Genomic DNA, 26,440 nt, shown 5'->3' on the forward strand with positions numbered 1-26,440 from the left:
TTTGTTCGCACACTTCTCCCGCTTCGCCATGCCCCGCCCAGACAACACCCCCCAGCCCACCACCGACGGCAGCCAGCCTGGCGGGCCGTCGCCCGCGCTGGTGCGCGCCCTGCGTCAGTTGTTGCGTCCGCTCGTGCGGCTGATGCTGGCCCAGGGCATCACGTACCCGTACCTGGCGGACCTGCTCAAGGGCTTGTTTGTGGAAGTGGCCGAGAAGGAATTTCGACTCGATGCCCGACCGCCCACCGACAGCCGGGTCAGCCTGGTCAGCGGCGTGCACCGCAAGGACGTGAGCCGCCTGCGCCAGCTGCTGCAGACACCCGAGGCGCTGGAGCCATCGGTGGTGCCGCGCGGCGCGCAACTGGTCGCGCACTGGATGGGCGATGCCCGCTACGTTCAGGAGGATGGCAAGCCCCGACCGCTGGCCCGCCTGGCCAGCGAAGGCGGCGAGCAATCGTTCGAGGCGCTGGTGAGCGGCGTCAACAGCGACATCCGTTCGCGCGTCGTGCTCGACGAATGGCTGCGCCTGGGCGTGGTCCATCTCGACGACGAAGGCCGCGTGTGTCTCAACACCGGCGCCTTCGTGCCGACCCGTGGCGCCGACGAAAAAGCCTTCTACCTGGGCCACAACCTGCACGACCATGCCGCCGCCGCGGTGCACAACGTGCTGGGCGGCCAGCCGCCTTTCATGGAGCGCAGCGTGCACTACAACGCGCTGGCGCCAGCTTCGGTGGATCGCCTGGCCAAGCTGACTGAGCAGGTGGGCATGAAAGCCCTGCTGGCGGTGAACAAGGCGGCCATGGAGGCCGAAGCGAAGGACAGCGCGGAGCGCCAGCCTGGCGAAAGCCCCCAGCGCATCACCATGGGCGTTTACTTCTACGCCGAACCTGCAGAGCTCGCCGAACCCGCGGGGCAAGGTGAAGGGATGTCGTCGTGAGCGCCGCGCCACGCAGTTCCCGGGCCAGTCTTCGCCAGCATGTACCAAGCAGGGCTGCGCCTGTGGGGTGGTGGGCACTGAGGCGTCCGGTGCGCTGGGCTTTTCCCCTGCTGGCAGTCCTTGTCCTCAGCGCCTGCAGCAGCATGGCCAGTCTGGCGGACCGCGTCGTGCTGCAACCGCTGGGCCAGGTGGTGCGCGCCGTGGGCGTGGGATCCGGCCATGCCGGCGATGCCTGCACCCGCATGGCTTCGCAGGTGAACCCCGCCCCATTGGCTCCGGGGCTGGGGGGCACCGGCGCGCCAGCGTCCTCGGTGGCGGCCAACCCGGGCGGCCTCGGCGGCACCGGGCAGGTCGCGCAGCGTCCGGGGCTGGGTGGTACCGGGCAGGTGGCCGAGGGTGGCCTGGGTGGCACCGGCATCGTGGGCGTGGTGACCGGGTTCGGCAGCATCTGTGTCAACGGCGTGAAGGTGGATTTCGATGGCGATACGCCGGTGCAGCGCGATGGTCGACCGTCGTCTCTCAACGAACTCGCCGTGGGCCAGGTGGTGGCGCTGCGCGCTCAGGGTGAGGGCGAACGGTTCCAGGCTGAGCGCATCGCGGTGCTCGATGCTGTGGTGGGACCGCTGGGCATGCTTGACCGCAGCACCGGTCAGTTGGAGGTCATGGGGCAACGCGTGACCGCGCTCGAACTGCAGGATCTGGCGGGTATTGCTGTGGGCGACTGGGTGCGGGTGAGTGGGCAGCGGCGCGCCGACGGCGAGATCCGCGCCACCCGTGTGCAGGCGGTACCGCCGGGCGAGGCCTTGCTGGTCGGGTCCGCGTCGCGCGATCCCGCTGGCTGGCGCATCGGCGATGCGCGCCTTGAGCTGGGCAGCTATCTGTCAACCGTCAGCTGGCGTGAGGGCGGTGAGCTGCGCGTGAAGGGTCGGTGGACGGGCGAGCGCCTGCAGGTGCGAGACGCCCAGACTGACCCCACCCGAAAAGCCATTGGTCCGGTCAGCGAGGTGGTCCTGCAAGGCTACGTGCACGAACTGCGTGGGCGTGAACTCAGCCTGGGCTTCGAGTCCCTGTCGCTGGCCAATGTGCTGAAAGTGCTGGGCGGCCAGGTGGAGGCGCTGCGTGCGGGGCAGCCGGTGTGGGTGCGCGGGCGCGTGGACGCCGAGCAGCGGGTGGTGGTCGACCGACTGGAATTTCGCAACGAAGGACGCCGTGGCGGGGGCCGCAGCGGGCGGAGCTCCAGCGACGATCGCGACTCGGACGACAGCTCCAACAGCGGTTCTGGTAGCAGTGGCTCGGGCGGCGGAGATTCGGGCGGGCAGGGTCGCGGTCGAGGGCGCGGCCGCGGTGGCGACTGAGCAAGGCTGCCGCGGGGAGTGACGTCGACCCGGCTAGGGGCCGCGACCTTGAAACCATGCCCCCGGCAGCTGCGCGCGGACCTCGGCGCGTGCGTAGCGGTCGTCGAGCAGCCAGACCGTGCCTCGGTCTGATTCGCTGCGGATCACGCGACCCGCGGCCTGCACCACTTTTTGCAGACCGGGAAACAGGTAGGCGTAGTCGTATCCCTGGCCAAACCGCGCCTGCAGCCGTGCGCGCATCTGCTCATTCACCGGGTTGATCTGGGGCAGCCCCAGCGTGGCGATGAAGGCGCCGATCAGGCGCTGGCCAGGCAGGTCGATGCCTTCGCCAAACGCGCCGCCCAGCACCGCAAAGCCGATACCCTCGCTGGTGTCGGTGAAGCGGTCGATGAAGGCTTCGCGCTCGGGCTCGCTCATGCCGCGCGACTGTGCCCAGGTGGGCACGCTGCCGTGCCTTTCCTTCAGCCGGTCCAGCGCCTGCAGCAGGTAGTCGAAGCTGCTGAAGAAGGCGAGGTAGTTGCCTGGTTGGCGCTTGAACTGCTGCGCCATCACGTCGGCCATGGGCGTGAGCGAGGCCAGACGATCACGCCAACGGGTGGAGATGTGGGGCGCCAGCTGCACCTGCAGCTGCTCGGGCGCGAATGGCGACGAGACTTCCAGGCGCGTGCTCTCCTCGGGCAGGCCGAGCATGTTGGCCACGTAGTCCATGGGCGCGAGCGTGGCGGAAAACAGCGTGGCGCTGTGGGCGCTGGTCCAGCGGTCCTTCAGCAGCGGTGCGGGGACGAGATTGCGCAGGCTCACCGCTGGGTGCTCGGGCTTGCCCGAAGCCCGACCATTGGCCCGACCATCACGCGCCAGGTCGCACAGGCTGTGGTCGCCAAAGCTCTCTGCCACGCGCAGAAAGTGCAGGGCGTCGAACCACCACTGCTGCAGCGCGCCGGTGGCGTGCGCCGGGTGCTGGGCGAAGTGTTCGCCGATGGCGTGGCAGGCCTCCTGCAGCGACTGCACCCAGTCGGTCGGCGGCTCGGCCAGTGCGGTGTAGGGCGCGTCGTGCTCACGCGCCAGCTTTCCCCAGCGGCGGTTCAGCGCATCCAGCGGTTTTTTCAGCGCCGGTGGCGCGCTCTGGCGCAACGCCTGGAAGGCACTGGGCGCCAGGCTTGCGCTGTGCATGAGGCGCGCGCGTTCGATCAGGTTGTGGGCCTCGTCCACCAGCAGGCTCACGCGCCAGCCGTTGGCTTCGGTGAGTGAGTGCCAGGCGGCACCGTGGTCGAAGTAGTGGTTGAAATCGCCCACCAGCACATCGCTCCAGCGCACCATTTCCTGCCCCAGGTAGTAGGGACACACGGTGTGGGCCAGCGCGGTCTCGCGCAACGTGGCCTTGTCCATCCACTGCACGGTGGCGGCCGCCGAGCGGGCCTCGGGCAGCCGGTCGTAAAAGCCTTGTGCCAGCGGGCAGGATGCACCGTGACAGGCCTTGTCGGGGTGTTCACAGGCCTTGTCGCGCGCCACGCGTTCGAGCACGCGCAGCTGCCCTGCGGTGTTCAGGCGCTGCAAGGCATCGAGTGCGAGCTGGCGCCCAGGCGTCTTGGCGGTCAGGTACAGGATCTTGTCCAGACCCTGCGCGGGCGCCGCCTTGAGCGCGCCAAACAGCGTGGCCATGGTCTTGCCGATGCCGGTCGGAGCTTGCGCCATCAGCACGCGCTCGTCGGCTTTCTCGCGCCCCTGGGCGCGGTACACGTTTTGGCTCAGCTGGCGCTGGCCCGGCCGGAAGTCGGCAAAGGGAAAGGCCAGTGCGCGCAAGGCGGTGTCGCGCGCGCTTCGGTGCATGGCCTGCGCACGCGCCCAGCCGAGGTAGCGCCGGCAGAGGGCGTTGAACTGCGTTTGCAGATCGCTGGCGCTCTGCGTTTCGGTGAGCTGTGTTTCTTCGCCGGTGTCGATGTTGAAGTAAACGAGGGCCACCTCGATGCGCTCCAGGCCCAGCTGCTGGCACAGCATCCAGCCGTACACCCGCGCCTGCGCCCAGTGCAGCGCGCGCTGGTTGGGCGGGATCAGCGCCGCGTCGCCGCGGTGGGTCTTGATCTCTTCCACCCGAAGCGCTTGCGGGTCGAAGCCATCGGCGCGGCCGCTCACCGTCAGGGCCTCGAAACGCGCGCTCAGGCTCAGCTCGCGCTGGTAGCCCGTTGCGCGGCGCGCGGTCACGGTGCCGTGACCGGCCACGCCTTCGCTGCCGCTGGGCGACGGGGTGAAGCGCAGGTCCAGATCACCCGCCCGCGCCGCGAAATCACACAGCGCGCGCACCGCCACCGCGAGCTCACCGGTCAGCGCATCGTCTGCCGAGATCAGCGAAGGCTTGGCGGTGGCAGAGTCGATGCGGGAAGCGGCGGCGTTCACGAGAGCGGGGCAGAGATTGAAAAGGCATGGTACTGGATATACAGTCAGTCCATGCCTTTGCCCGACACCGCTGACCCGCCTGCGTTGCCCGCCATCACGCGCCGCCACCATCAGCGCCTGCGCGAGGTGTACCGCTCGGCCGGCTGGCCCTGCGCCGACATGCTGGAGGTGGAACTGCTGGCGGCGGGTCTGCTGGAGCGGCGCTGCTCGCCCGAAGGCTTCGAGACCTTGCGGCTCACCGGCGCTGGCATCCAGGCACTGGCCAAGGCCCATGCCGGCAACCGGGCATCGCGCTCGCCGCACGAAGCGCTGGTGGCGCAGGTCGCCGAAGAACTGGGCCGCGCTGGCCGGCTGGCCTGGCGCGGGCTGAGCTTGCGCGTGGCGCTGCCGCGCGACCTGCTGGAGGGCGAGCCGGCGATTGACGCTGCACCAGTCGCCAGCGAGCCGCACCCGCTATGGCCGGTCGAGCCGACAGTTGAAGCAGCCGGCCGCGCACCCGATCGCGCCTGGTGCATGGCCATGCCCGACGTGTTTTCCATCCGCCGCAGCTCGGTCGAGGCCTACCTGGAGCCGGTGGTGCACGAGATCAAGGTCAGCCGCGCCGATTTGCTGGGTGACCTCAAGCGCCCAGCCAAACGCGCCGCCTACCTCGCCATGGCCGGCGCCTGCTGGTACGTGCTCGGGCGTGACGCCAAAGGCCGTCCAATCGCCGAGGCCGACGAGGTGCCAGCCGAATGCGGCGTGATGATCGCCACCGGCAGCCAGCTGGAAGTGGCGCGGCCCGCACCGCGCCGCGCGGTCGAGCGTCTGCCGCTGCAGGTCTGGATGTCGCTGGCGCAAGCCGCGCCGGCGGCGCGGCCAGAGGAAGATGCCCAAGGCTGGCTCTGAGGGCTTGCTGGGTTGCGTCCCTCGGGCGAGGGGTGCACGCGAGCGTGTTCTGGTTTACGCTGCACCGCAGCAAAACCACCCCGGAGGTTCGCCATGTTTCCCTGGTTCTGGACTTGGGCGCCCCAGTTGCACCTGCCGCTCAGCGGCGATGTGGCCCAGCGCATCGACCCGAGTGCCTGGTTCGCGGCCATCCCGCCGGAGGCGGGCAATGGCCACATTGAGCAGCAGGCCTGTGCGGTGGCGTCATACGGCAAACAGCTCGGCCTGATCACCGAGCTGCTGCTCGATGTGGCGCAACAGACGGCGCCACGGTCTGCTCAGGGGCAACAAGCGTTGCGCCAGTTGCAGGCCATTCGTGACGAGATCGAAGGGTTGAAACTCAGCAGCTACGCCCAGCAGGCCGACGCGCTGGTGCGCCAAGCCCAGGCGCTGCAGGCGCGCCGGCCCGAGCTCGCGCAGCGCATGGTCGCTGGCCTGCAAGGCGATGCGGCGCCGGTACCGCGCCGCCGCCCTCGCGCTCAGTAGTGCGGCGGCAGCTCGTCGCGCGGGCTGCGCGGCGAGCTCATGCCAGCCTCGTCGCCCCCTTGCTGCCGCAAGCGGCTCACCTCGCGCAGCAGCAGGTCGATCTGTTCCTGTTGTTGCGCCACCTGCGCATTGAGCGCATCGAGCAGGTCTTCGGCGTAGCTGGCCTTGATCTCCAGCTCGGTCAGGCGCTGGTCGGTATCGGGTGACTGGGGGTTGTGGGTGCTCATGCCCGTATTGGACACGAACGGTGCCTGTCGCTGGGCAGTGCGGCGTGCCTGTAGTGGTCGGGCGAGACCCGGTGCGGGAGCTCGCCGGGTGCGGCCGCCTGCAACCGTGTCGTCAGCCCAGCATGGCCTTCCACATGCCGTTGCCCCAGCTGACCGCGCCGGCACCCGAGCGTTCGTTGTGCTGAGGGTCGACGGTGAATTTGAGCTTGGGCGCCTGCCCGGGTACCACGCTCGCGCTCACGTTGATGTTGATCGCTTCCTTGTGGGTCACGTTGGCCCAGCAGATACCCAGCGGCAGATCCACCGCGCCGCTGGCAGGTGCCGGCAGCTTGCCGGCCACTCGCTCCAGAATCGACTCGGCCACCTGCTGGCCGCTGCCAAAGGCCACATGCCCGCTCTTGGGCAGCGGTGTGCCCTGCGAATCGCCCACGACGTAGATGCTGTCGTCGACCTGGCTCTGAAAGCTCGGCAGCTTCACCGCGGCCCATCGCTCGCCCAGGCCCGCCTGGCGGATGAGGGCGGGCGCGCGCATCGGCAGCACCAAATTGGCGTGCGCGAAGGGTACATCGCCCGACGAGGTCGCCAGCTGGCGCTTGCCCATGTCCACCCCGGTGATGGCTGTGTCAGGCAGGTACTCGATCTGACTTGCATACAGGCTCTTCATGCCGTTCAGGATCGGCTGCGCAATGGGCGGCGGCATCGGGTTCGGGTTGGCGTCGATCAGGATGATCTTGCCCTTGGTGCCACGCTGCTTCATCTGCTCGGCGATCAGGAAGGCGCGCTCGTAGGGCGCCGGCGGACAACGGTAGGGCGGCTTGGGCGCACTGATCACGAAGTTGCCGCCCTTGACGAGGAACTCGTCCACCTGCTGGCGCACCGCCAATTGCTCAAACGCGCGAAAACCCACTGGCAACTGCGCGCGCGCCGCCGCATAACCCTGGATGCCTTCCTCCATGTAGTCCACACCCAGTGAGAGCACCAGAAAGTCGTAGGGCAGTCGCTGTGTGGCCGTCACCACTTCGCGCTTGACCCGGTCGATCTCGGTCACGCGTTCGCGCACGCGCCGCGCACCGAGCTGGTCGATGCGGGCATAGCTGCGCTGGAAGTCGCTGGCTGGCTGGTGACCGGCGATGTAGTGCGCGCTCAGCGGGCAAGACATGAAGGCTTCGTTCGGCTCAATCAGCGTCACGTCCACGCCACCGCCCGCCAGCAGGCCACGCACGGCGCCGAGCCCGCCCCAGCCGCCACCAACCACCACCGCGCGTGGTCGGGCGCCGGTGGACACCGCACACCCCGTGACCAGCAGCGTTGCACTGGCCGCGACCGCCTTCAGAAGGTGGCGCCGGCGGTTGGTGGAAAGGTCTTCTGGTTGCACGGCAGTCTCCTCCAAAGTTGGGAATGCAAAATACCCTACTGGGTACAGGGTCATAGTAGGGTCGTCTGAGCGTTTCGAGTCCGAGGGAAAACCCCAGCGTGCAGCGCATCGCCGGGCCCTTCCAGCTCTTTACAGCATCGCGCCATCGCGCTGCCGTACTGCGGTGCTAACCTGCGGTGCCATCTGCTGCCGCTGCCATGCACCACCGGTTTTCTGTGCGTTCACTGTTCCTTGGGTTCCGCTGTGCCTGCGTCGCATCGCTGTGCTGCGCTGCCTGGTGGGTAAGCGCCCAGGTACCCGCCATGAGCACAGCGCCGGCAACGGTCGCCGCGCCAGCGCCCGAGCGTGTCACTTCCCTGCGCTGGATCGGCAGTTTTGAAATCTCCACCGGCACCCTGTTTGAAGGCGTGGAGTTTGGCGGCATCTCGGGCCTGGACCGCGCGCCGGATGGCACCTATTGGGCCATTTCGGACGACCGGGGCGGCGAACGCGGCCCGCCGCGGTTTTATGCGCTGCGCCTCGATGTGGATCAGACCGGCTTTCACGGCGTCGCCATCAAGCGCATGGTGTTGCTGCAAGGGCCAGACGGGCAGCCGCTGCCCACCAGCGGGCCCAGCTTGGACCCCGAGGCCTTGCGCGTGGCGCCCAATGGCAACCTCTACATCGCCAGCGAAGGCCACTGGAGCCGCAACGCCAGCGCGCGGCACCAGCCCTTTGTGCGCGAGTTCCAGACCGATGGCCGCTGGGTGCGCTCGTTCGAGCCGCCCCAAGCCTTTGACTACCTGGACAACGTCACCGCTGGCGCGCGCAGCAACAAGGTGTGGGAGTCGCTCGCCATCGCACCCAGCGGCGCGGTGTTCGTGGCCAATGAAGAAGCACTGATCGACGACGGCCCGGTGGCCACGCCGTCCCACGGCAGCTGGCTGCGTGTGCTCAAGCTCGACTCAGCGAGCGGCCAACCAGGCGCGCAGTACGCCTATGCGCTGCCGCCCATTCCATTGCGCCGCCCATCCAGCGAGGGTGCACCGGCGGTCAGCCGGGCTGACAACGGCCTCACCGATCTGCTGGCGGTGGACGAGACCAGTTTCATCGCCGTGGAGCGCGCCTATGTGCCGGGCCAGGGCGTCACCGTGCGGCTGGTGTTGATCCGCATCGAACCGAATACGACCGATGTGAGCGCGTTCAAAAGCCTCGTGGGTGCGGCGTTTCAGCCGCTGTCGCGTGAGGTGTTGCTGGAACTGCCCATTCCGCTTCAAGGCCTGCTGCTCGACAACATCGAAGCCATCGCCTGGGGCCCGGTGCTGGCCAACGGCAACCGCAGCCTGATCCTGGCGTCGGACAACAACTTTTCGCGATTGCAGACAACGCAGTTTCTGGCGTTGGAGGTGGTGTCGAGGTGAGTGACCTGCATGAGACGGCGTTGGTGGGGGTCTTCGCGCCTCTCTGCCTGTCGGCTCAGCGACCGAGTGATATCAGTAAACGCTTGCAAATGATTGCATTTACCGATAGCATTCCGCCATGAAAACGAAGCACAGCAAGACCCTGCGCGCGATTTTTGCCAGGCCCACGCTGCCGTCCATCGTTTTCGCGGACATCGAAGCCCCGATCGTGGCGTTGGGTGGCGAAGTGCATGAGCGCGAAGGCTCACGCGTCAAGCTGGAGTTGCGTGGTGAGCAGTGGCGCTGCCATCGCCCGCACCCAGGCAAAGAAGCCAAGCGCTACCAGGTGGAAGAGGTCAGAGAACTGCTAGAACGAATCGGAGCGCAACCATGAACACCATGCAATACCAAGGCTACACCGCACGCATCGAGTTTGACGAGCGCGACAGCATTTTTGTGGGCCGCGTGCTTGGCCTGCGCAGCATCATCAGTTTCCACGGCGACACCGTGGCACAGCTGCGCAGCGAGTTTGAAGCGGCTGTGGACGACTTCCTGCAAGACTGCAAGGCGCAAGGCATCAAACCCGAGAAGCCCGCGTCCGGCAAGCTGATGCTGCGCGTGCCGCCCGAGGTGCACGGCGCTGCCATCGTGGCCGCCCAGGCGTCGGGCAAGAGCCTGAATCAATGGGCGACTGAGGTGTTGCAGGATGCGGCGCAGGTCTGAACCTCTGATCTTGCAGGGTCAAATTGGAATCTGACCCCAATTTCTCCCTAGTATGGATAGGAAGCTGAGCACCGAGTTTGGTACGTGGCTCAAGAGCAACCCTAATGCACAAAATAACTACCTTACAGTCAATCAAGTCACCTCTGCCCTAAATCATTTCGCCAACACAGCACCAGGATTCACTGAGACATATGGGTCTACTCAGCAAATCCTAAATAATGTCAAAAGCCGAAGATTGGATGTGACAAAATAGCAATCTATGGCCAAACCCCTGCCCCCAATGAACCCTCTGAAAGCAGCCATAGTCCGGACAGGGATAATTGTATTAATTTTTTTAATGTTATTATTAGGACCCCAAACCGATATGTCAGTTTCGGGCCGTGAACTGGTATTCTTTTCTGGGTTCAGTCTGATTGTGGTTTTGGTAATAATGCTTATCTATGAGGGCATATCAGCAGCTATCTCTTCGCTAAAAACTCTTGCAGCTTCAATTATCTTGTTTATGCTTTCGTTAGCACTGACGGCTGTAGCTTACATCGGATTCTATTTTCTTCTATCGAAAGTTCCTGACGTATTTCTTCGAGGAACCTCCATTCCCTCAGTAGTAATCACCCAATTTGCTGCTACTCTACAGCTTTGTTTGACTTTTTTTTCTATTTCGAGATATGCGCCGCAAGAGGCCTAAGAGCTAGATGCCGTTTTGAAGAGGGCTTCAGCTGCTTCACGGGGAAATTGGGGTCGGATTCCAATTTGGTAATTTCACTATCAACACCTCAGTAAGATCATTTTTTGCCCATCCCTCGAACCGCTGACTCACGCCTCTCGGTCACCTCACCGCCAACTTCATGCCCCGCCCACCCTTCACGCATTGGCGCCCCGCCGCACACGCCAGCCTCGCGTTAGCTGCATGCCTTGTCGCTGGTTGGCTGGCCCAAACAGCAATGAGCCATCAACGCCAAGGCGAGCGACAACTGCAACAGGCGCTTTCCCAGTCGCTGCAGCCGCGCGGCGAAATCAGGAAATTGAGGAAATTGGGGTCAGATTCCAATTCGGCGAATGGGGTCAGACTCCGATCAATCGCTCAAGCCGCTTCCGCGTGCAACCTCACCCCCAGCGCCTTCGCCACCTTGAGCACCGTGGCCAGGCTGGGGTTGCCGTTTTCGCTCAGCGCTTTGTAGAGGCTTTCGCGGCTCAGGCCGCTGTCCCGGGCGACCTGGGTCATGCCTTTGGCTCGGGCAATGTCGCCCAGTGCGCGGGCGATGCCGGCGGCGTCGTCGGGTGCGTCGCTGAGCCAGGCGTCGAGGTAGGCGGCCATTTCTTCCGGTGTGCGCAGCTGTTCGGCGACATCGTAGGCCATGGTCTGGGTCTTCTGGGCAGGGTTCTGGGTCATGGCTGGCTCCTGTGTTTCCTAAAGGTGGCGGGCGAGTTCAAGCGCCGCCTCGATGTCTTGGCGCTGGCTGGACTTGTCGCCGCCAGCCAGCAGAATGATCAGCTCCCCGTTGCGTTCTGTGTAGTAAACACGATAGCCAGGACCCACATCGATCTTGAGTTCAGAGACGCCCTCGGTCAGGCGCCGGACTTGCCCTGGGTTGCCGTGCACCAGCCTGTCAACGCGTACCTGAATCCGCGCACGCGTGGTTCGGTCTCGCAATGCGTTGATCCAGTCCCGATAGGTTTCAGTCAGCTGCACACGCATGGGTGAAGTGTATCCTATGGGATACGATAGTTCAAGCGAATGAATGGCCTTCGATGGGTCATTGAAGGCGCTGCTTCACCGCACCCCCACCACCTTCACCAACTGCCCCACCCGGGGCTCAGAACCCCCGTCGTACAGGCCGTTGAGCAGCCGCAGCTGCCGCTCGGTGGACACACCCGGCGTCTGCAGCGCCGCAAACCCGCCGCGCGGGAAGGGCACGAGGTTCACTGCCCAAGGGCGGGCGTTGCGGGCGTCGGCGGCGCTCAGGGGGCGGAAGGTCTTTTCGGTGGCGTTCATGGCGGCCATGGCGCGGTTCCTGGCGGCGTCGTTGGCAGCCAGGTAGAGCAGGGCGTAGTTCGCGTTGTTGGGGCCGGTGACGATGGTGGCTTCCAGTGGCTGGGTCTGGCCGTTGTTCACCAGACGCGTGCCCGCGAAGTGGGTGGCCGCCAAGCCGTTGATGGTGCCGCGCGTGACTCGGCCCTGGTTGGCCTTGAGGCCGTCTTTCAGGATGGCGTCGTGCGTGGTGCCGGTCTTGGGTGGCACGGCCAGCATGCGCAGCGCGGCGTCGCCCTGTGGGCTGACGAAGCTGAGGGCGCTGGGGCTGTTCTGGATTCGCCAGCCGGGCTGGGCGGTGAGCCCAATGCCGAGCTCGGGGTGGTAGAAGTTCTGGCCGCGCACCAGGCCTTGCTCGGGGCTGTCGCCAAAGGTCATGCCGCGGATGGCCTGCAGGAATCGCTCGCGCCCGTCATCGCCGTACTGCCCCTTGTGGGCGGCGGCGTTCTGGCGGATGGACTGCAGGCGCTGCACGTTGCTGGGGTGCGAGGCCAGCCAGTCGTCGCCCTCGCGCACCGGGCGGCCTTCGGCACGCGCCTGGTCGGCGGCGTAGACCTCTTGCGATTTCAGCACCTGGATCACGTCGACCATGTTGCTGGGGTTGTAGCGGTTGCGCGCCAGGTACTCGGCGCCCAGGGTGTCGGCCTGCAGTTCCTGCTCGCGGCTGTACTTGGCGATGTAGCCGGCGGCCACGCCCTGCGCCACCTGGCTGCTGAGGTCGGCCGCGCCGCTCACGCCCTGGCTCTCCAGCACCGCGCCGAGCACGCTGGCCGCGAGCACGCCCAGCCCGGCGTTCTGCTGGCGGGTGGCGCGCTGGGCGCCGTGGCGCGCAGTCACGTGGCCGATCTCGTGGCCGATCACACCGGCCATGTCGGCCTCGCTTTCCATGTAGGCCAGGATGCCGCGCGTGACGTACACATAGCCGCCGGGCAGCGCAAACGCGTTGATCTCCGGGCTGTCGAGCACGGTGAAGGTCCAGGGCAGGGCGGGGCGGTGTGACTGCGCGGCCAGGCGCTGGCCGACCTGGTTCACATAGGCCTGCAGCCGCGCGTCTTTCACCACGCCATATTCGGCCAGGATCAGCTCATGCCCCTTCTTGCCTTCGGCGATCTCGGTGCGCTCATCCATGGCCGAGAGCTCGGTCTTGCCGGTGACCGGGTTGACCACCTGGGTGCCGCAGCCGGCGAGCAGCGCAGCGGTGAGGGCGATGGCAAGGGAGAGGCGGCGGTTCGGTTGCATATGGTGTCTCCTGAGCGCGGTGGAGGTGGCGCCGATCAGCATGAAAAGTCAGTCAAAAGCATGATACGGAGCCTGGGTGGTCGTGGGGATGCCATCTGCGGCGAAAGCGACAAAGTTCACGCACCGGCATCGCGGTGTGGCCGCAGGATCAAGGTGGTGCTCAGCTCAGCGTGGGGCTCACCGGCGGGCTCGGTGTACCGGCGGGGGCGAGCTGGGCGAACTGGCCGAACTTGGCGGCCAGGTGGGCTTCGCCGCGCTCCAGCATGTAGTAGCGAAAGGCCTCGGCTGGCGGCGAAAGCAGTTTGGACAGCGTGTGCACCACATTCCAGGCGCGCACGATGGGTGTGCCTTCCACATCCAGCACCGCGATGAGCCGGTTCTCCAGTTCCAGACCGATGGTGTGCAGCGAGAGAAAGCTGATGCCCATGCCCGCCATGACCGCCTGCTTGATGGTCTCGTTGCTGTTCATCTCCATCACCACGCGCGGCTCCAGCTGCGTTCGCTCAAAGAACTTTTCCATGGCGGCGCGGGTGCCCGACCCCCGCTCGCGCAGGATGAAGCCATAGGGCTGCAGCGCTTCGGCGGTGGGGTGGCCGATCTTGAGCAGTGGGTGATCGACCGGGGCCACGAACACATGCGGATGGGCGGCGAAGGGCTCGGCGCGCGTGGCCAGCTCAGTGGGCGGGCGACCCATGACCGCAATGTCCACGTCATTTCCGTGGAGCATCTTGACCAGTTGTTCGCGGTTGCCCACCGCCAGCCGAATCTCGATGCCCGCGTGTTCGCGCTGGAACTCCGCCAGCAATCGCGGTAGAAAGTACTTGGCGGTGCTGACCATGCCGATGGTGAGCGTGCCCACCTCCAGGCGCTGCAGGCGGGCGGCGGCGTCTTCGGCGTCTTTCAGCGTGGCGAGCATCTTGCGCGCGTAGACCAGCATGTACTCGCCAGCCGTGGTGAGCGCGACCTGGCGGCCTTTGCGGTCAAACAGCGGCAGGCCGACATGGCCTTCCAGCTCCTTGACCTGCATGGTCACGGCAGGCGGCGTAAGGTGCAGGACTTCGGCGGCGCGGGCAAAACTCAGGTGCCGCGCCACCTCCGTGAAAACCCTGAGCTGGCGGAAGGTGGTGTTTTTCATTAAGTAATTGCTTAACTTAAATGTGATCTATCGTGAATTTACCTTATTTAAGTGACTGCCTATAGTTAACCCACGACCCCGCTGACCACGGGGTCTCTTGAACAGGTGACCCCTATGCTGAAAGCCCTTATCTTCGACGTCGACGGCACGCTGGCCGACACGGAAGCCGTGCACCTGGAGGCCTTCAACCACGCGTTTGACCAGGTTGGCCTGGACTGGCACTGGACCCGCGAGGATTACACCCGCCTGCTGGAAATTTCCGGGGGCAAAGAGCGCCTGCGCCACCACTGGAACGTGGTGAATCCCGGCATGACCTCGCTGGAAGGTGGTGCGCTCACCGACACCATCAACCGGCTGCACGAGTTCAAGACCGCGTACTACGAGAACGCGGTCAACGAGGGCGCGGTGCAGCTGCGCCCCGGGGTGCTGGCGCTGATGAACGAAGCCCATGCCCAGGGCCTGAAGCTGGCCATCGCCACCACCACTTCACCAGTCAACATCGCCGCGCTGCTGCGCAAGGCCGTGGGCCCAGACTGGCGCCAGATGTTCCTCGCGGTGGGCGATGGCTCTTCTTCGCCGGTCAAGAAGCCGCATCCGCAGGTGTACCTGCAGGTGCTGGGCGACATGGCCATGCAGCCCGCGGACTGCCTGGCCTTTGAGGATTCGGCCAACGGGCTGCGCGCAGCCATGGCAGCCGGGTTGCAAACCGTGATCACGCCCAGCGACTTCACCGCCCACCAGGACTTCACCGGCGCGCTGCGCGTCTTGCCTGATCTCTCGGGCGTGTCGGTGGCGCAGCTGCGCGAATGGCTGGCCGCGGCACCGCATTTGCCTGCCGCCACCCACTGAGCACCCGACCCGGAATGACCAACGACATGATTCGCCTCGCCCCCTCCATCCTGTCCGCCGATTTCGCCCGTCTGGGCGAAGAGGTTCGCGCCATCGAAGCTGCCGGGGCCGATCTGGTGCACTTCGACGTGATGGACAACCACTACGTGCCCAACCTCACCATCGGGCCACTGGTGTGTGAAGCGATCCGGCCGCACGTGAAGATTGGAATTGACGTGCACCTGATGGTCGAGCCGGTGGATGCGCTGATCCCGCTGTTCGCGAAGGCCGGCGCCAACCTCATCACGTTTCATCCCGAAGCCAGCCGCCATGTGGACCGCACGCTGCAGCTGATCCGCGACCACGGCTGCAAGGCCGGCCTGGTGTTCAACCCGGCCACGGCGCTGGCGCTCATGGACCATGTGATGGACCGCCTCGACATCGTGCTGCTCATGAGCGTGAATCCCGGTTTTGGCGGACAGAAGTTCATCCCGTCCACGCTGGACAAGCTGCGTGCCGCGCGCCAACGCATCACCGCCCACACCGAGGCCGGTGGACAGCCGATCTGGCTGGAAGTGGACGGTGGCGTGAAGGTGGACAACATCGCGCAGATCGTGGCCGCAGGGGCCGACACACTGGTGGCCGGCAGCGCGGTGTTCGGCGCGCCCGATGAAGGCGGTGGCTACCGCACCGTGATGCAGCAACTCAGAACCAACGCTGTCCAGCGCTGACTCGATCGCGCACCGAATCATCCCTTCGAAAAAAGAGTTCACCATGCCCACCCGCCGCCGCTTCACGCTCACGCAGTACCTCATCGAACAGCGCCGCCGCTTTCCCACCGCCAGCGGCGACTTCAACGCGCTGGTGCTCGACGTGGCACTGGCCTGCAAGGCCATCGCGCGCACCGTGGCCTTTGGCGACCTGGGCGGCATGATCGGCAGCCCCGAGGCGGTGACCACCACGGTGAACGTGCAGGGCGAAGAGCAGAAGCGGCTGGACGTGATCAGCAACGACTACTTCATGCAGATGACGGAGTGGGGCGGTCACCTGGCGGGCATGGCCTCGGAAGAGATGGACCACCCGTACCAGATCCCGGCCACCATCCCGCGCGGCAAGTACCTGCTGGTGTTTGATCCGCTGGACGGCTCGAGCAACATCGATGTGAACGTGACGGTCGGCAGCATCTTCAGCATCCTGCGCGCGCCACAGGACGTGATCGACAGCGGGCGCGATGTGGTCGAAGCCGACTTCTTGCAGCCCGGTACGCAGCAGATGGCTGCCGGCTACGCGCTCTACGGCCCGACCACCATGCTGGTGCTCACCGTGGGGCAGGGCGTGGCCGGCTTCACGCTCGACCCCAATCTGGGCCAGTTCATGCTCACGCACCCCAACCTCAGGGTGCCCGAAGACACGCAGGAATTTGCCATCAACGCGTCCAACAGCCGTTTCTGGGAAGCGCCCATCAAGCGCTACGTGGACGAGTGCCTGGCCGGCAAGACCGGCCCGCGCGGCAAGGACTTCAACATGCGCTGGATCGCCAGCATGGTGGCCGAGGCGCACCGCATTCTCATGCGCGGCGGCGTCTTCATGTACCCGCGCGACACCAAGGACCTGAGCAAGAACGGCCGTCTGCGCCTGCTGTACGAAGCCAACCCGGTCGGCATGATCCTGGAGCAGGCCGGTGGCCGCGCCAGCACCGGTCGCGATCCCATGCTGAACGTCAAACCGACATCGCTGCACCAGCGTATCGGCCTGGTGTTTGGCTCCAAGAACGAGGTCGAGCGCATCGAGCGCTACCACCGAGAACCCAGCGCCTACAAGGACGACGCCAACCCGCTGTTTGTAGAACGCTCACTTTTCCGAGACTGAACTTTCAACACCATTCGATCAACCGCAGACACCCATCCGCATCGCCTGCCGGGCTTTGTTCAAAACACCGCCGGGCCGGCTTTGCCGGACGGCTGGTGTTGCCCCCTTGAGGGGGTGACGCCGCAGGCGGCGCGGGGGTGATAGGAGCACACATGTCAGAACGCCACCCCATCATCGCCATCACCGGTTCCAGCGGTGCGGGCACGTCCACCGTCACGCGCACCTTCCAGAACATCTTCCGGCGAGAGGATGTCACGGCAGCCATCATCGAGGGCGACAGCTACCACCGCTACGACCGCAAGTCGATGAAGCTGCAGGCCGCCGAGCAAGAGAAGGCAGGCAATGTCAACTTCAGCCACTTCGGTGCCGAGGCCAACCTGTTCGGTGAAATCGAAACGCTGTTCAAGACCTACAGCGAGACCGGCACCGGCAAGAGCCGCAAGTACCTGCACAACGCCGAAGAGGCCGCACCCTACCAGCAGGAGCCGGGCACCTTCACGCCCTGGGAGCCGCTGCCCGATGGCACCAACATGCTGTTCTACGAAGGCCTGCATGGCGCGGTGGTCACGCCCGAGCACAACGTGGCGCAGTACCCGGACCTGCTGGTGGGCGTGGTGCCGGTGATCAACCTGGAGTGGATCCAGAAGCTCTACCGCGACAAGAACATGCGCGGCTACAGCGCCGACGCGGTGACCGACACCATCCTGCGCCGCATGCCCGACTACGTGAACTACATCACTCCGCAGTTCCAGTACACGCACGTGAACTTCCAGCGCGTGCCCATCGTGGACACGTCCAACCCTTTTGTCGCGCGCGACGTGCCCACGGCCGACGAGAGCATGGTGGTGATCCGTTTCGCCAAGCCCAAGGGCATCGATTTCCCCTACCTGCTGAGCATGATCAACGGCTCGATGATGAGCCGCGCCAACACCATCGTGGTCCCCGGCGGCAAGATGGAGCTCGCCATGCAGCTGATCTTCACGCCCTTCATCTGGCGGATGGTGGAGCGACGTAAACGCGCTCTGGCTTGACCCACCCCCGCGCCGCCTGCGGCGTCGCCCCCTCCAGGGGGCAACACCTGCGGCCCGGCATAGCCGGTTCCGCGGTGTTCTGGAACCCATCCCCTCGCTCCCTGTTGGCCCGCTTACGGTCGCCATCATTTCCAGGAAATGACATGAACAACCCCTCTCCCGAACTCGCGAAGCAGATGGCCAATGCCATTCGCATGCTGTCCGTCGATGCGGTGGAAAAGGCCAAGAGCGGCCACCCGGGTGCACCCATGGGCATGGCGGACATCGCCGAGGTGCTGTGGAACCGGCACCTGAAGCACAACCCGGCCAACCCACACTGGCCAGACCGCGACCGCTTCGTGCTCTCCAACGGCCACGGCTCGATGCTGATCTATGCGCTGCTGCATCTCACCGGCTATGACCTGCCCATCGATGAGCTGAAAAACTTCCGCCAGCTGCACAGCAAGACTGCCGGCCACCCCGAGGTCGGTATCACGCCCGGTGTGGAGACCACCACCGGGCCGTTGGGCCAGGGCTTCACGAATGCGGTGGGCATGGCGCTGGCCGAAAAGCTGCTGGCGGCCGAGTTCAACCGCGAGGACGAAACGGTGAGCCACCACATCGTCGATCACTTCACCCATGTGTTTCTGGGCGATGGCTGCCTCATGGAAGGCATCAGCCACGAAGCCGGCTCACTGGCGGGCACGCTTCGCCTGTCCAAACTGATTGCCTTCTACGACGACAACGGTATTTCCATCGACGGCCATGTGGAAGGCTGGTTCACCGACGACACGCCCAAGCGCTTTGAAGCCTATGGCTGGCACGTGATCCCGGGTGTGGATGGGCACGACCCGGTCGCGGTCGAGGCCGCTCTGGTGGCGGCGAAAAAACAGGCCATGCAACCGCACGGCAAGCCCACGCTGATCTGCTGCAAGACCGTGATCGGCATGGGTTCACCCAACAAGGCCGGCACGCACGATGTGCATGGCGCTGCGCTCGGTGCCGCTGAGGTGCAGGCCACGCGCGACGCGCTGGGCTGGACGGCCGCGCCCTTCGAGGTGCCTGCCGAAATCGGCCTGGCCTGGAACGCCGTGGAGCGTGGCGAGACGGCCGAGCGCGCGTGGCGCCAGCGTTTCGAGGCTTATCGCGTGCAATACCCGCTGGAAGCCGCCGAGTTCGAGCGCCGCATGGCGGGCGACCTGTTGCCCGCGTTCGAAAAACAGCTGCCGGAGCTGTTCGCGGCTGTCGCGGCCAAGGCCGACGCCATCGCCACCCGCAAGGCGAGCCAGAATGCGCTGGATCTGCTGGCGCCGCTGGTCCCCGAGTTCTTCGGTGGCAGTGCCGACCTCACCGGCTCCAACCTCACCAACTTCAAGGGCTGCGTGAAGGCCGGCCGCGATGCCTGGGGCAACCACCTGAGCTACGGCGTGCGCGAATTCGGCATGGCCGCCATCATGAACGGCATCGCGCTGCACGGCGGCTACCTCCCGTACGGTGGAACCTTTCTGACCTTCAGCGACTACAGCCGCAACGCCATCCGCATGGCCGCGCTGATGAAGCAGCGCGTGATCCACGTGTTCACCCACGACTCCATCGGCCTGGGCGAAGACGGCCCGACCCACCAGTCGGTCGAGCATGTGCCCAGCCTGCGCATCATCCCGGGGCTGGACGTGTGGCGCCCGGCGGATGGCCTGGAGACGGCGGTGGCCTGGGTCTGTTCTGTCGAGCGCCGCGATGGGCCGAGCGCCTTGTGTCTGTCGCGCCAGAATCTGCCGCGCGTGTCCGAGCACATCACGGCGGGTCAGATCCGCAGCGGCGGTTACTCACTGTCGGACATGGAGCGTCCGCAAGCGGTGATCGTGGCCACCGGATCGGAGGTCGAGATGGCGCTGGCTGCCCAGAAGGCCCTCGCTGGCGAGGGCATTGCCACCCGCGTCGTGTCCATGCCCTGCAGCAATGTGTTCGACCGCCAGCCGCGCACCTACCAGGACCAGGTGCTGCCAATCGACTTGCCCGCGGTGGCGGTGGAAGCCGCGCACCCGGACTTCTGGCGCAAGTACGTCGGGCGCACCGGTGCCGTGGTCGGCATCGCGACCTTTGGCGAATCCGCGCCAGCCAAGGACTTGTACGCGCACTTCGGCATCACCTCAGCCAAGGTCGTCGAGGCGGTGAAGGGGCTGCTGCCATGAGCCATGCCTACGACCTCATCCTGTTCGATCTCGACGGCACGCTGATCGAGACGGCGCCTGAAATCGCCGATGCGGTGAACGACACGCTCGACGAGTTCGAATTGCCGCTGGTGACCCAGCAGCAGGTGAACGACTGGATCGGCCACGGTACGCGCGAGCTGCTGATCCAGGCGCTGGCGTTTGTGGGCCACGAATCGGCCGATGTGGTGCGCAGCTCAGCACGCTTTCAGACCATCGAGGCCGCCTTCAGTGGCCACTACCAGCGCCGCTGCGGCACGCGCAGCCATCTTTATCCCCAGGTGAGAGAGACGCTGCATACCTTGCGAGAAGCACGCGTGAAGCTGGTGGTGATGACGAACAAGGAAGGCCGATACACGCAGACCGTGCTCGATGCGCATCAGCTGGCTCCGCTGTTCGATCATGTGATTTCTGGCGACACGCTGCCAGTGAAGAAGCCCAACCCGGCAGGTGTAGAACACTGCATGGCCCGTTTCGGCGTGGCGCGCGCGCGCACCCTGTTCGTGGGCGACTCATCCATCGACGTCGCGACCGCGCGCAATGCCGGCATCACCGTCTGGGCGCTGCCTTATGGCTACAACATGGGCGAGCCCATCGAAGCCTGCCAGCCCGATCGTGTGATCGCTGATCTGTCGGCGCTGCGCGAGCCCCAGGGTACGGCGCGCTGACACTGCGCCACTTCCGCGCGCTCGCATTCCACCCCATCGATTTTTTCAAGGACACCGCACCATGGCACTCATCACCCTGCGCCAACTGCTGGATCACGCGGCCGAACATGGCTACGGCCTGCCGGCTTTCAACGTCAACAACATGGAGCAGGTGCAGGCCATCATGCAGGCAGCTGATGCAGTCAACAGCCCGGTCATCCTGCAAGGTTCGGCCGGTGCGCGCTCCTACGCGGGTGAGCCCTTTTTGCGTCACCTGATCGCCGCCGCCATCGAGATGTACCCCCACATCCCCGTCTGCATGCACCAGGACCACGGCGCTGCACCGGCCATCTGTGCGCGCTCCATCCAGTCGGGGTTCAGCTCGGTGATGATGGACGGCAGCCTGCTGGCCGACGGCAAGACGCCCGCGAGCTACGACTACAACGTGGCCACCACCCGCGAGGTGGTGGATCTGGCGCACGCCTGCGGTGTCTCGGTGGAAGGTGAACTCGGTTGCCTGGGTTCACTGGAAACCGGTAAGGCCGGCGAAGAAGATGGCCACGGCGCCGAAGGCGAGCTCGATCACTCCATGCTGCTGACCGACCCGGACGAAGCGGCCGACTTCGTGAGCAAGACGCAAGTGGATGCGCTGGCCATCGCCATCGGCACCAGCCACGGCGCCTACAAATTCAGCAGCAAGCCCAGCGGCAAGGTGCTGCGCATCGACCGCGTGAAGGAGATCCATCAGCGCATCCCCAGCGTGCACCTGGTCATGCACGGCAGCTCCAGCGTGCCGGAAGACTGGCTGGCCATCATCAACCAGTACGGCGGCGACATGGGCCAGACCTACGGCGTGCCGGTGGAAGAAATTGTTGAAGGCATCAAGAACGGCGTGCGCAAGGTCAACATCGACACCGACCTGCGCATGGCCAGCACTGGAGCGATCCGCAAGCACCTGGCCGAAGACCGCAAGAACTTCGACCCGCGCAAGTTCTACAAGGAAGCCACCAAGGCGATGCAGGCGATCTGCGCCGCGCGCTACGAGGCGTTTGGTGCGGCCGGCATGGCATCGAAGATCACGAAGGTGCACAGCCTGGAGGCGATGCAGAAGCGCTACGACAAGGGGGAGTTGGCGGCGAAAGTGGCGTGACCACTTGCGGGGAGGGGAGTATCAAGCCCCTCTGCCATCGAGGGGAAGCCAGCCCAGCACACGCCGAAGATCCGGCTTCGCCGGTCCGAGGGCGTGGTCCCCCTGGGGAAGCCGCGCGGCGGCGCAGGGGGGAGCTCTACTTGCTGCTCACGTACTCGGCGACAGCGGCCATTTCCAGTTCGGTCATTTTCTCGGCCACCACGTGCATCACCGCGTTGTCGTTGGTGCGTTCGCGCTTGTTGAACGATTTGAGCTGGGTGTGGATGTAGCCCGAGAACTGGGTGGCCAGGCGGGGTAGGCTGGCCGTGCCTTCGGCCGCTGTGCCGTGGCAGCTCGCACAAGAGGGCACGCCGCTGAACTTGTTGCCGTTGTGGTAGACGTAGCGACCCATGGCGGCAAGCTGCGGGTCTTTGGCCTCTTCGCGGGGCAGACTCATTTTCTCGTAGTACTTGCCCAGGGCCAGCATTTCGTCGGGCGTGAGCTTGGCCACCATTTCGGCCATGGCGGTGCTCTTGCGCTGCCCGTTCTTGAAGGCTGCGAGCTGCTTGGCCACGTATTCGGCGTGTTGTCCGGCCAGGCGGGGAAAGATTTCACTGGTGGACTCGCCTTGTGCGCCATGGCACAGAAAGCAGGAGCCTCCAGCAATTTTCTTGGCGCGAGCTTCATCGGCCTGCGCCCAGGCAACCGAGCTGCCGAGCAGTGCCACGACGAGGCCAGCGAGTGCGGTGAATCGGACGGGTGTCATTGCATCACTTTTGACTGATATTTGAGAACGAAAAAAAAGCGCTCCGGTGAGACACCGGGGCGATTCTGAAGTTCGTCAGGCCAGGGTATCGGCCCAGATGTTGCGAGCCCAGCCCATGGCGTATTTGCCTTCGAGCTCGCTGGCGGCGGTGGACACACCGCCGGAGCCAGGTACCGTGAGCATGGTCTTTTTCTCTGCGTCGTACCGGTGCACGCTGGCCACGTGTACCGCCTCCTCGGCGGTGACGAAGCTGTAGCAGGTGTTGGCGTAGATCGGCAGTGCCTGCAGCTCCTGGCCGGCCAGCAGGGCGACCACGGCAGCCGCACAGTTCTTGCCGTGCTGGTTCGCCATGTGGCCCGACTTGGGCATGCCAGGCGCGGTCTGGATCGCGTCGCCGAGCACGTGCACATTCTTGACGGCTTTGGACTCGAAAGTCAGAAAGTCGACCTCGCACCAGCGCTTGTTGGCCGTGTCCAGCCCAGTCTTGCGGGCGATCTCGCCAGCGCGCATGTTGGGCACCACGTTGAGCACGGCGGCCTTGAAATCTTCGTTGAAGTCGAACTTCAAGGTGTTGGTGGCGGCGTCCACGTCGACCACGCGGTGCTTGGGCCGGTAGTCGATCATGCCGTCGTAGTGGTCTTTCCAGGCTTTCAGGAACAGGCCCTTCTTGGACTGGATGTCGTCGTTGGCGTCGAACACCACGACCTTGCTCTTGGGCTTGGCGGTCTTGAAGTAGCTCGCCACCATGCAGGCGCGCTCGTAGGGGCCGGGCGGGCAGCGGTAAGGAGCCAGCGGAATGGTGAGCGCGTAAACGCCGCCATCGGGCATGGCTTCGAGCTGCTTGCGCAGTGCCACCGTCTGCGGGCCGGCCTTCCAGGCGTGCAGCACCTTGTCTTGCGCGCCGGGCTTGGCCATGCCAGGCAGGCTTTCCCACATGAAGTCGATGCCGGGGGAGACGATCAGGCGGTCGTAAGGCAGTTCGCCGCCGCTGGCCAGCTTGACCATGCGCTTGTCCGGATCGATGCTGGCCACCATGTCGCGCACAAGTTTGATGCCGTGGCGTTTCTCCAGGTTGGAGTAGGGCGTGGTGATGTCGGCCATGGTCTTGTGGCCACCCAGCACCAGATTGGAGATGGGGCAGGAGATGAAGTCGGCGTTGGGCTCGATCAGGGTGACCTGGATGCGGTTGTCCGAGAACATGCGCAGGTACTTTGCAGCGGTGGCGCCGGCGTAACCGCCACCGACCACCACCACCTTGGCGCCGCTGCCACCACCCGAGGTGGCGCAGCCGCTCATGAGGCCCAGACCGGCGACGGCAGAACCGGCGCCCAGCGTTTGTACAAATTGACGGCGTTGCATGGTATGGCTCCTCACTTCTTCTGGGCGGCGAAATAGGCGGAGATCTGCTGGAGCTGTTCGTCGCTGTAGCCCTTGGAGATCTGGTGCATGATGGTCGCGGGCTTGCGACCCGACTTGAAGTCCATCAGCTTCTGGTACATGTCGTCCTTGTCCTTGCCTGCCAGGGATTCATTGCCTTCGAGCGCGCGGCCCTCGGTGCCGTGGCAGTTGGCGCAGGCTGTAGCCCAGATGCGCACTTGGCTGACCTGGGCTTGCGCGCCCACGGTCGCGGCGCACAGCACGCTTGCTGCCAGCCATTTCATGCTTGTCTTCATTGTTGTCTCCGCTTGAAGGGTTGAACCGGGGAATCCAGATCTGAAGAAGCTTGGCCAACGTGCGCCAGAGGCGCCTTCTATTGGTGCTTCCGCATATTTAGATGGTTGATGCTAGCACTGGCATCTTGGCAGAACGAGCCGGTTAAACCCTAGCGCAAATGGAGTGCCTGAGCAAGGATTTGTCAGGCTGTCGTCAGAGGGTTCACTGCCGCGCGAAGCGAGTGCAGGCAGGCGCAGCTTGTCAGCCTCTGTTGGAATTGGGGTTTACACTAATCTGTATATAGGCATTCAATCATATAGTGAATACATCGGCGCCCTCGACCGCGCCACCACCCCGACGGAGACAGTCTCTTGGATGACATGCACGAGGTATTCGAGTCTGTGGCGCGCTACTTCAGCGTGCTCGGCGAACCGACGCGCCTGCGCATCCTGCACGCGCTGTGCCAGGAAGAGCGCTGCGTGAACGACATCATCAGGGCCACCGGCCTGGCGCAGGCCAATGGGTCGCGCCACCTGGGTCTCATGTACCAGGCCGGCCTGCTGTCGCGCCGCCGCGAGGGCACGCAGGTCTTCTACAAGGTGGCCGATCCCATGTATGTCGAGCTGTGTCGCAGCGTCACCTCACAGATCCAGAGCCGCGCCGAAGGCGCGGTTCGCCCGGTCAGCGCGGGCGCCAGCTCTGCCGCCAAAACCCTTTTCGCGCGCCAGGAAGCCCGTGGCTCGACGCGCCGTGTTCCCTCTGCCAACCACAAGGAAGAAGCCAGTGTCTAAAGATCTGAGCGACGTGATCGGGCGCGTGCTGCCCGCACCTGAGAATTTTCTGAGTCCCGAACAAATTGAAGACGCTCGCAAGGCGCGCCGCCGCTTCATGGGCAAGGCCCTGGCCATGGGCGCCGGTGTGGCCGCCTCGGTCGGTGCTGCCTCGCGCGCGGTGGCTGCCGAGGGCGAAGACGCCATCCTCAAGTTGCCTGAGCACACCACGGGCCTGGGCATGCCGGTGGTCACCGACGGGTACGGCAAGCCCAGCAAGTGGGAGGCCAACCTGCAGCGCCGCCAGAGTCCGGGCCTGACGCGGGTCAACCAGGCCTCGGTGAGCTTCACGCCGTTGCAGGGTCTGTTTGGCATCATCACGCCCAGCGGCCTGCATTTTGAGCGCCACCATCAGGGCTGGTGGGACATCGATCCGTCCAAGCACCGCCTGATGGTCAACGGCCTGGTCAAGCGCCAGCGCGTGTTCACCATGGACGACCTGATGCGCTTGCCCAGCGTCTCGCGCATCCATTTCATCGAGTGCGGTGCGAATGGCGCCACCGAGTGGGGCAATGTGGCGGTGCCGACGGTGCAGTACACCCACGGCATGGTGAGCTGCTCAGAGTTCACTGGCGTGCTGCTTTCCACCCTGCTGGAAATGTGCGGTGTGGACAAGAAGAACGGCAAGTACGTGCTGGCTGAAGGTGCGGACGGTTCGTCGATGACCCGCACCATCGCCATCGATCAGGCGATGGACGACTGCATCGTCGCCTGGGCCATGAATGGCGAAATGCTGCGCCCGGAAAACGGCTACCCGCTGCGCCTGGTGGTGCCGGGTGTGCAGGGCGTGAGCTGGGTCAAGTACCTGCGCCGCATCGAGGTTGGCGATCAGAAGTACGCCACCAAAGACGAGGCGGTGCACTACATCGATCTGATGCCCGATGGCATGCACCGCCAGTACACCGGTATCCAGGAGTGCAAGTCCGTCATCACCACGCCATCGGCGGGCCAGACGCTGCTCGACAAGGGTTACTACAACGTGACCGGTCTGGCCTGGTCAGGGCGCGGTTCAATCAAGCGCGTGGATGTGAGCACAGACGGTGGGCGCAACTGGCGCACCGCCCGTCTGGAAGGACCGATCCTGAACAAGGCCTTGACCCGCTTCAACATCGACTGGGTCTGGGACGGCAAGCCTGCCATCCTGCAGGCACGCGCCATCGACAGCACAGGCTATGTGCAGCCCAAGATCAACCAGCTGCGTGCCGTGCGCGGTTCGCGCTCTGTGTACCACCAGAACGCCATCCAGAGCTGGCTGGTGTCCGAAAACGGTGAAGTCTCCAACGTGCAGGTGTACTGAC

General features: G+C 65.1%; 27 protein-coding genes. 17 read left to right on the forward strand and 10 right to left on the reverse strand.

Annotated features, from left to right (window positions below; genetic code table 11):
* The first annotated feature begins 28 nt into the window (after positions 1 to 28).
* Positions 29 to 937 carry a DUF6502 family protein gene (locus tag QUV25_RS10330; RefSeq protein WP_300863627.1) on the forward strand — a complete coding sequence of 303 codons (909 nt, stop codon included), beginning with the start codon at positions 29 to 31 and terminating at the stop codon, positions 935 to 937.
* Positions 938 to 1,080: 143 nt separating this feature from the next.
* Positions 1,081 to 2,292, forward strand: coding sequence for a DUF5666 domain-containing protein (locus tag QUV25_RS10335; RefSeq protein ID WP_300863628.1), 1,212 nt, complete (start codon positions 1,081 to 1,083; stop codon positions 2,290 to 2,292).
* A 33-nt stretch (positions 2,293 to 2,325) separates the two neighbouring features.
* Here the strand turns inward: QUV25_RS10335 and QUV25_RS10340 are convergent, their stop codons facing one another.
* Positions 2,326 to 4,683, reverse strand: coding sequence for an ATP-dependent DNA helicase (locus tag QUV25_RS10340; RefSeq protein ID WP_300863629.1), 2,358 nt, complete (start codon positions 4,681 to 4,683; stop codon positions 2,326 to 2,328).
* Positions 4,684 to 4,734: 51 nt separating this feature from the next.
* Between QUV25_RS10340 and QUV25_RS10345 the strand changes: the two genes are divergently transcribed.
* Together QUV25_RS10345 and QUV25_RS10350 are read left to right on the forward strand one after the other, a co-directional pair.
* Positions 4,735 to 5,571: a hypothetical protein gene (locus QUV25_RS10345; RefSeq protein WP_300863631.1), complete on the forward strand. Its 837-nt coding sequence runs from the start codon at positions 4,735 to 4,737 to the stop codon at positions 5,569 to 5,571.
* A 93-nt stretch (positions 5,572 to 5,664) separates the two neighbouring features.
* Positions 5,665 to 6,096 (forward strand): hypothetical protein, encoded by a 432-nt coding sequence (locus tag QUV25_RS10350; RefSeq protein WP_300863632.1) that lies wholly within the window; start codon positions 5,665 to 5,667, stop codon positions 6,094 to 6,096.
* Here QUV25_RS10350 and QUV25_RS10355 read toward each other — a convergent pair.
* Positions 6,090 to 6,323 (reverse strand): SlyX family protein, encoded by a 234-nt coding sequence (locus QUV25_RS10355; RefSeq protein ID WP_300863633.1) that lies wholly within the window; start codon positions 6,321 to 6,323, stop codon positions 6,090 to 6,092. The two genes, QUV25_RS10350 and QUV25_RS10355, sit on opposite strands and share 7 nt — an antisense overlap.
* A gap of 112 nt (positions 6,324 to 6,435) precedes the next feature.
* Entirely contained in the window at positions 6,436 to 7,698 is a 1,263-nt protein-coding gene (locus QUV25_RS10360) for an FAD/NAD(P)-binding oxidoreductase (protein ID WP_300863634.1), read from the reverse strand.
* 302 nt (positions 7,699 to 8,000) lie between these two features.
* Between QUV25_RS10360 and QUV25_RS10365 the strand changes: the two genes are divergently transcribed.
* The 4 genes from QUV25_RS10365 (at position 8,001) to QUV25_RS10380 (ending at position 10,485) form a co-directional block, all read left to right on the forward strand.
* Complete coding sequence (locus QUV25_RS10365) at positions 8,001 to 9,098, forward strand: esterase-like activity of phytase family protein (RefSeq protein WP_300863635.1); 1,098 nt, start codon at positions 8,001 to 8,003, stop codon at positions 9,096 to 9,098.
* Positions 9,099 to 9,216: 118 nt separating this feature from the next.
* On the forward strand, positions 9,217 to 9,471 hold the full coding sequence (locus tag QUV25_RS10370; RefSeq protein ID WP_300863636.1) for a type II toxin-antitoxin system HicA family toxin: 255 nt from the start codon (positions 9,217 to 9,219) through the stop codon (positions 9,469 to 9,471).
* The gene (locus QUV25_RS10375) at positions 9,468 to 9,800 is read left to right on the forward strand and encodes a type II toxin-antitoxin system HicB family antitoxin (RefSeq protein WP_300863637.1); all 333 of its coding nucleotides are present in this window, start codon (positions 9,468 to 9,470) and stop codon (positions 9,798 to 9,800) included. The genes QUV25_RS10370 and QUV25_RS10375 overlap by 4 nt, the downstream gene beginning before the upstream one ends.
* A 259-nt stretch (positions 9,801 to 10,059) precedes the next feature.
* Positions 10,060 to 10,485 (forward strand): hypothetical protein, encoded by a 426-nt coding sequence (locus QUV25_RS10380; protein ID WP_300863638.1) that lies wholly within the window; start codon positions 10,060 to 10,062, stop codon positions 10,483 to 10,485.
* Between the two features lie 396 nt (positions 10,486 to 10,881).
* On the opposite strand, the gene QUV25_RS10385 is transcribed toward QUV25_RS10380, so the two are convergent.
* From QUV25_RS10385 to QUV25_RS10400, 4 genes are all read right to left on the reverse strand, one after another.
* Positions 10,882 to 11,190 (reverse strand): addiction module antidote protein, encoded by a 309-nt coding sequence (locus QUV25_RS10385; RefSeq protein WP_300863640.1) that lies wholly within the window; start codon positions 11,188 to 11,190, stop codon positions 10,882 to 10,884.
* Positions 11,191 to 11,208: 18 nt separating this feature from the next.
* Positions 11,209 to 11,496, reverse strand: a complete 288-nt coding sequence (locus QUV25_RS10390; protein ID WP_300863641.1) for a type II toxin-antitoxin system RelE/ParE family toxin — start codon at positions 11,494 to 11,496, stop codon at positions 11,209 to 11,211.
* 75 nt (positions 11,497 to 11,571) lie between these two features.
* Entirely contained in the window at positions 11,572 to 13,068 is a 1,497-nt protein-coding gene (locus QUV25_RS10395; protein WP_300863642.1) for a M48 family metalloprotease, read from the reverse strand.
* A gap of 160 nt (positions 13,069 to 13,228) precedes the next feature.
* Complete coding sequence (locus QUV25_RS10400) at positions 13,229 to 14,203, reverse strand: LysR family transcriptional regulator (RefSeq protein ID WP_300863643.1); 975 nt, start codon at positions 14,201 to 14,203, stop codon at positions 13,229 to 13,231.
* 114 nt (positions 14,204 to 14,317) lie between these two features.
* Between QUV25_RS10400 and QUV25_RS10405 the strand changes: the two genes are divergently transcribed.
* The 7 genes from QUV25_RS10405 to fba all read left to right on the forward strand — a co-directional run bounded on the left by QUV25_RS10405 (position 14,318) and on the right by fba (position 21,914).
* The gene (locus QUV25_RS10405; protein WP_300863644.1) at positions 14,318 to 15,052 is read left to right on the forward strand and encodes an HAD-IA family hydrolase; all 735 of its coding nucleotides are present in this window, start codon (positions 14,318 to 14,320) and stop codon (positions 15,050 to 15,052) included.
* Between the two features lie 26 nt (positions 15,053 to 15,078).
* A complete protein-coding gene (rpe, locus tag QUV25_RS10410; RefSeq protein ID WP_300863645.1) occupies positions 15,079 to 15,762 on the forward strand; it encodes a ribulose-phosphate 3-epimerase in 684 nt (227 codons plus the stop codon).
* A 43-nt stretch (positions 15,763 to 15,805) separates the two neighbouring features.
* A complete protein-coding gene (locus QUV25_RS10415; RefSeq protein WP_300863647.1) occupies positions 15,806 to 16,900 on the forward strand; it encodes a class 1 fructose-bisphosphatase in 1,095 nt (364 codons plus the stop codon).
* 152 nt (positions 16,901 to 17,052) lie between these two features.
* Positions 17,053 to 17,931, forward strand: a complete 879-nt coding sequence (locus QUV25_RS10420; protein ID WP_300863648.1) for a phosphoribulokinase — start codon at positions 17,053 to 17,055, stop codon at positions 17,929 to 17,931.
* A gap of 143 nt (positions 17,932 to 18,074) precedes the next feature.
* Complete coding sequence (gene tkt, locus QUV25_RS10425) at positions 18,075 to 20,099, forward strand: transketolase (RefSeq protein WP_300863649.1); 2,025 nt, start codon at positions 18,075 to 18,077, stop codon at positions 20,097 to 20,099.
* A complete protein-coding gene (locus QUV25_RS10430; protein WP_300863651.1) occupies positions 20,096 to 20,785 on the forward strand; it encodes an HAD-IA family hydrolase in 690 nt (229 codons plus the stop codon). Before tkt ends, QUV25_RS10430 begins: the two co-directional genes overlap by 4 nt.
* A gap of 61 nt (positions 20,786 to 20,846) precedes the next feature.
* Positions 20,847 to 21,914: a class II fructose-bisphosphate aldolase gene (gene fba / locus QUV25_RS10435; RefSeq protein WP_300863652.1), complete on the forward strand. Its 1,068-nt coding sequence runs from the start codon at positions 20,847 to 20,849 to the stop codon at positions 21,912 to 21,914.
* A 136-nt stretch (positions 21,915 to 22,050) separates the two neighbouring features.
* Here the strand turns inward: fba and QUV25_RS10440 are convergent, their stop codons facing one another.
* From QUV25_RS10440 to QUV25_RS10450, 3 genes are all read right to left on the reverse strand, one after another.
* On the reverse strand, positions 22,051 to 22,659 hold the full coding sequence (locus QUV25_RS10440; RefSeq protein ID WP_300863654.1) for a c-type cytochrome: 609 nt from the start codon (positions 22,657 to 22,659) through the stop codon (positions 22,051 to 22,053).
* 75 nt (positions 22,660 to 22,734) lie between these two features.
* Positions 22,735 to 24,018: an NAD(P)/FAD-dependent oxidoreductase gene (locus tag QUV25_RS10445; protein WP_300863655.1), complete on the reverse strand. Its 1,284-nt coding sequence runs from the start codon at positions 24,016 to 24,018 to the stop codon at positions 22,735 to 22,737.
* Positions 24,019 to 24,029: 11 nt separating this feature from the next.
* A complete protein-coding gene (locus QUV25_RS10450) occupies positions 24,030 to 24,320 on the reverse strand; it encodes a c-type cytochrome (protein ID WP_300863656.1) in 291 nt (96 codons plus the stop codon).
* A 372-nt stretch (positions 24,321 to 24,692) separates the two neighbouring features.
* On the opposite strand from QUV25_RS10450, the gene QUV25_RS10455 reads away from it, so the two are divergent.
* Positions 24,693 to 25,103, forward strand: a complete 411-nt coding sequence (locus QUV25_RS10455) for a metalloregulator ArsR/SmtB family transcription factor (protein ID WP_300864208.1) — start codon at positions 24,693 to 24,695, stop codon at positions 25,101 to 25,103.
* The gene (gene soxC, locus QUV25_RS10460) at positions 25,096 to 26,439 is read left to right on the forward strand and encodes a sulfite dehydrogenase (RefSeq protein ID WP_300863659.1); all 1,344 of its coding nucleotides are present in this window, start codon (positions 25,096 to 25,098) and stop codon (positions 26,437 to 26,439) included. The genes QUV25_RS10455 and soxC overlap by 8 nt, the downstream gene beginning before the upstream one ends.
* Position 26,440: the final 1 nt, after the last annotated feature.

Source organism: Hydrogenophaga sp. (assembly GCF_030373245.1).
Taxonomy (GTDB): Bacteria; Pseudomonadota; Gammaproteobacteria; order Burkholderiales; family Burkholderiaceae_C; genus Hydrogenophaga.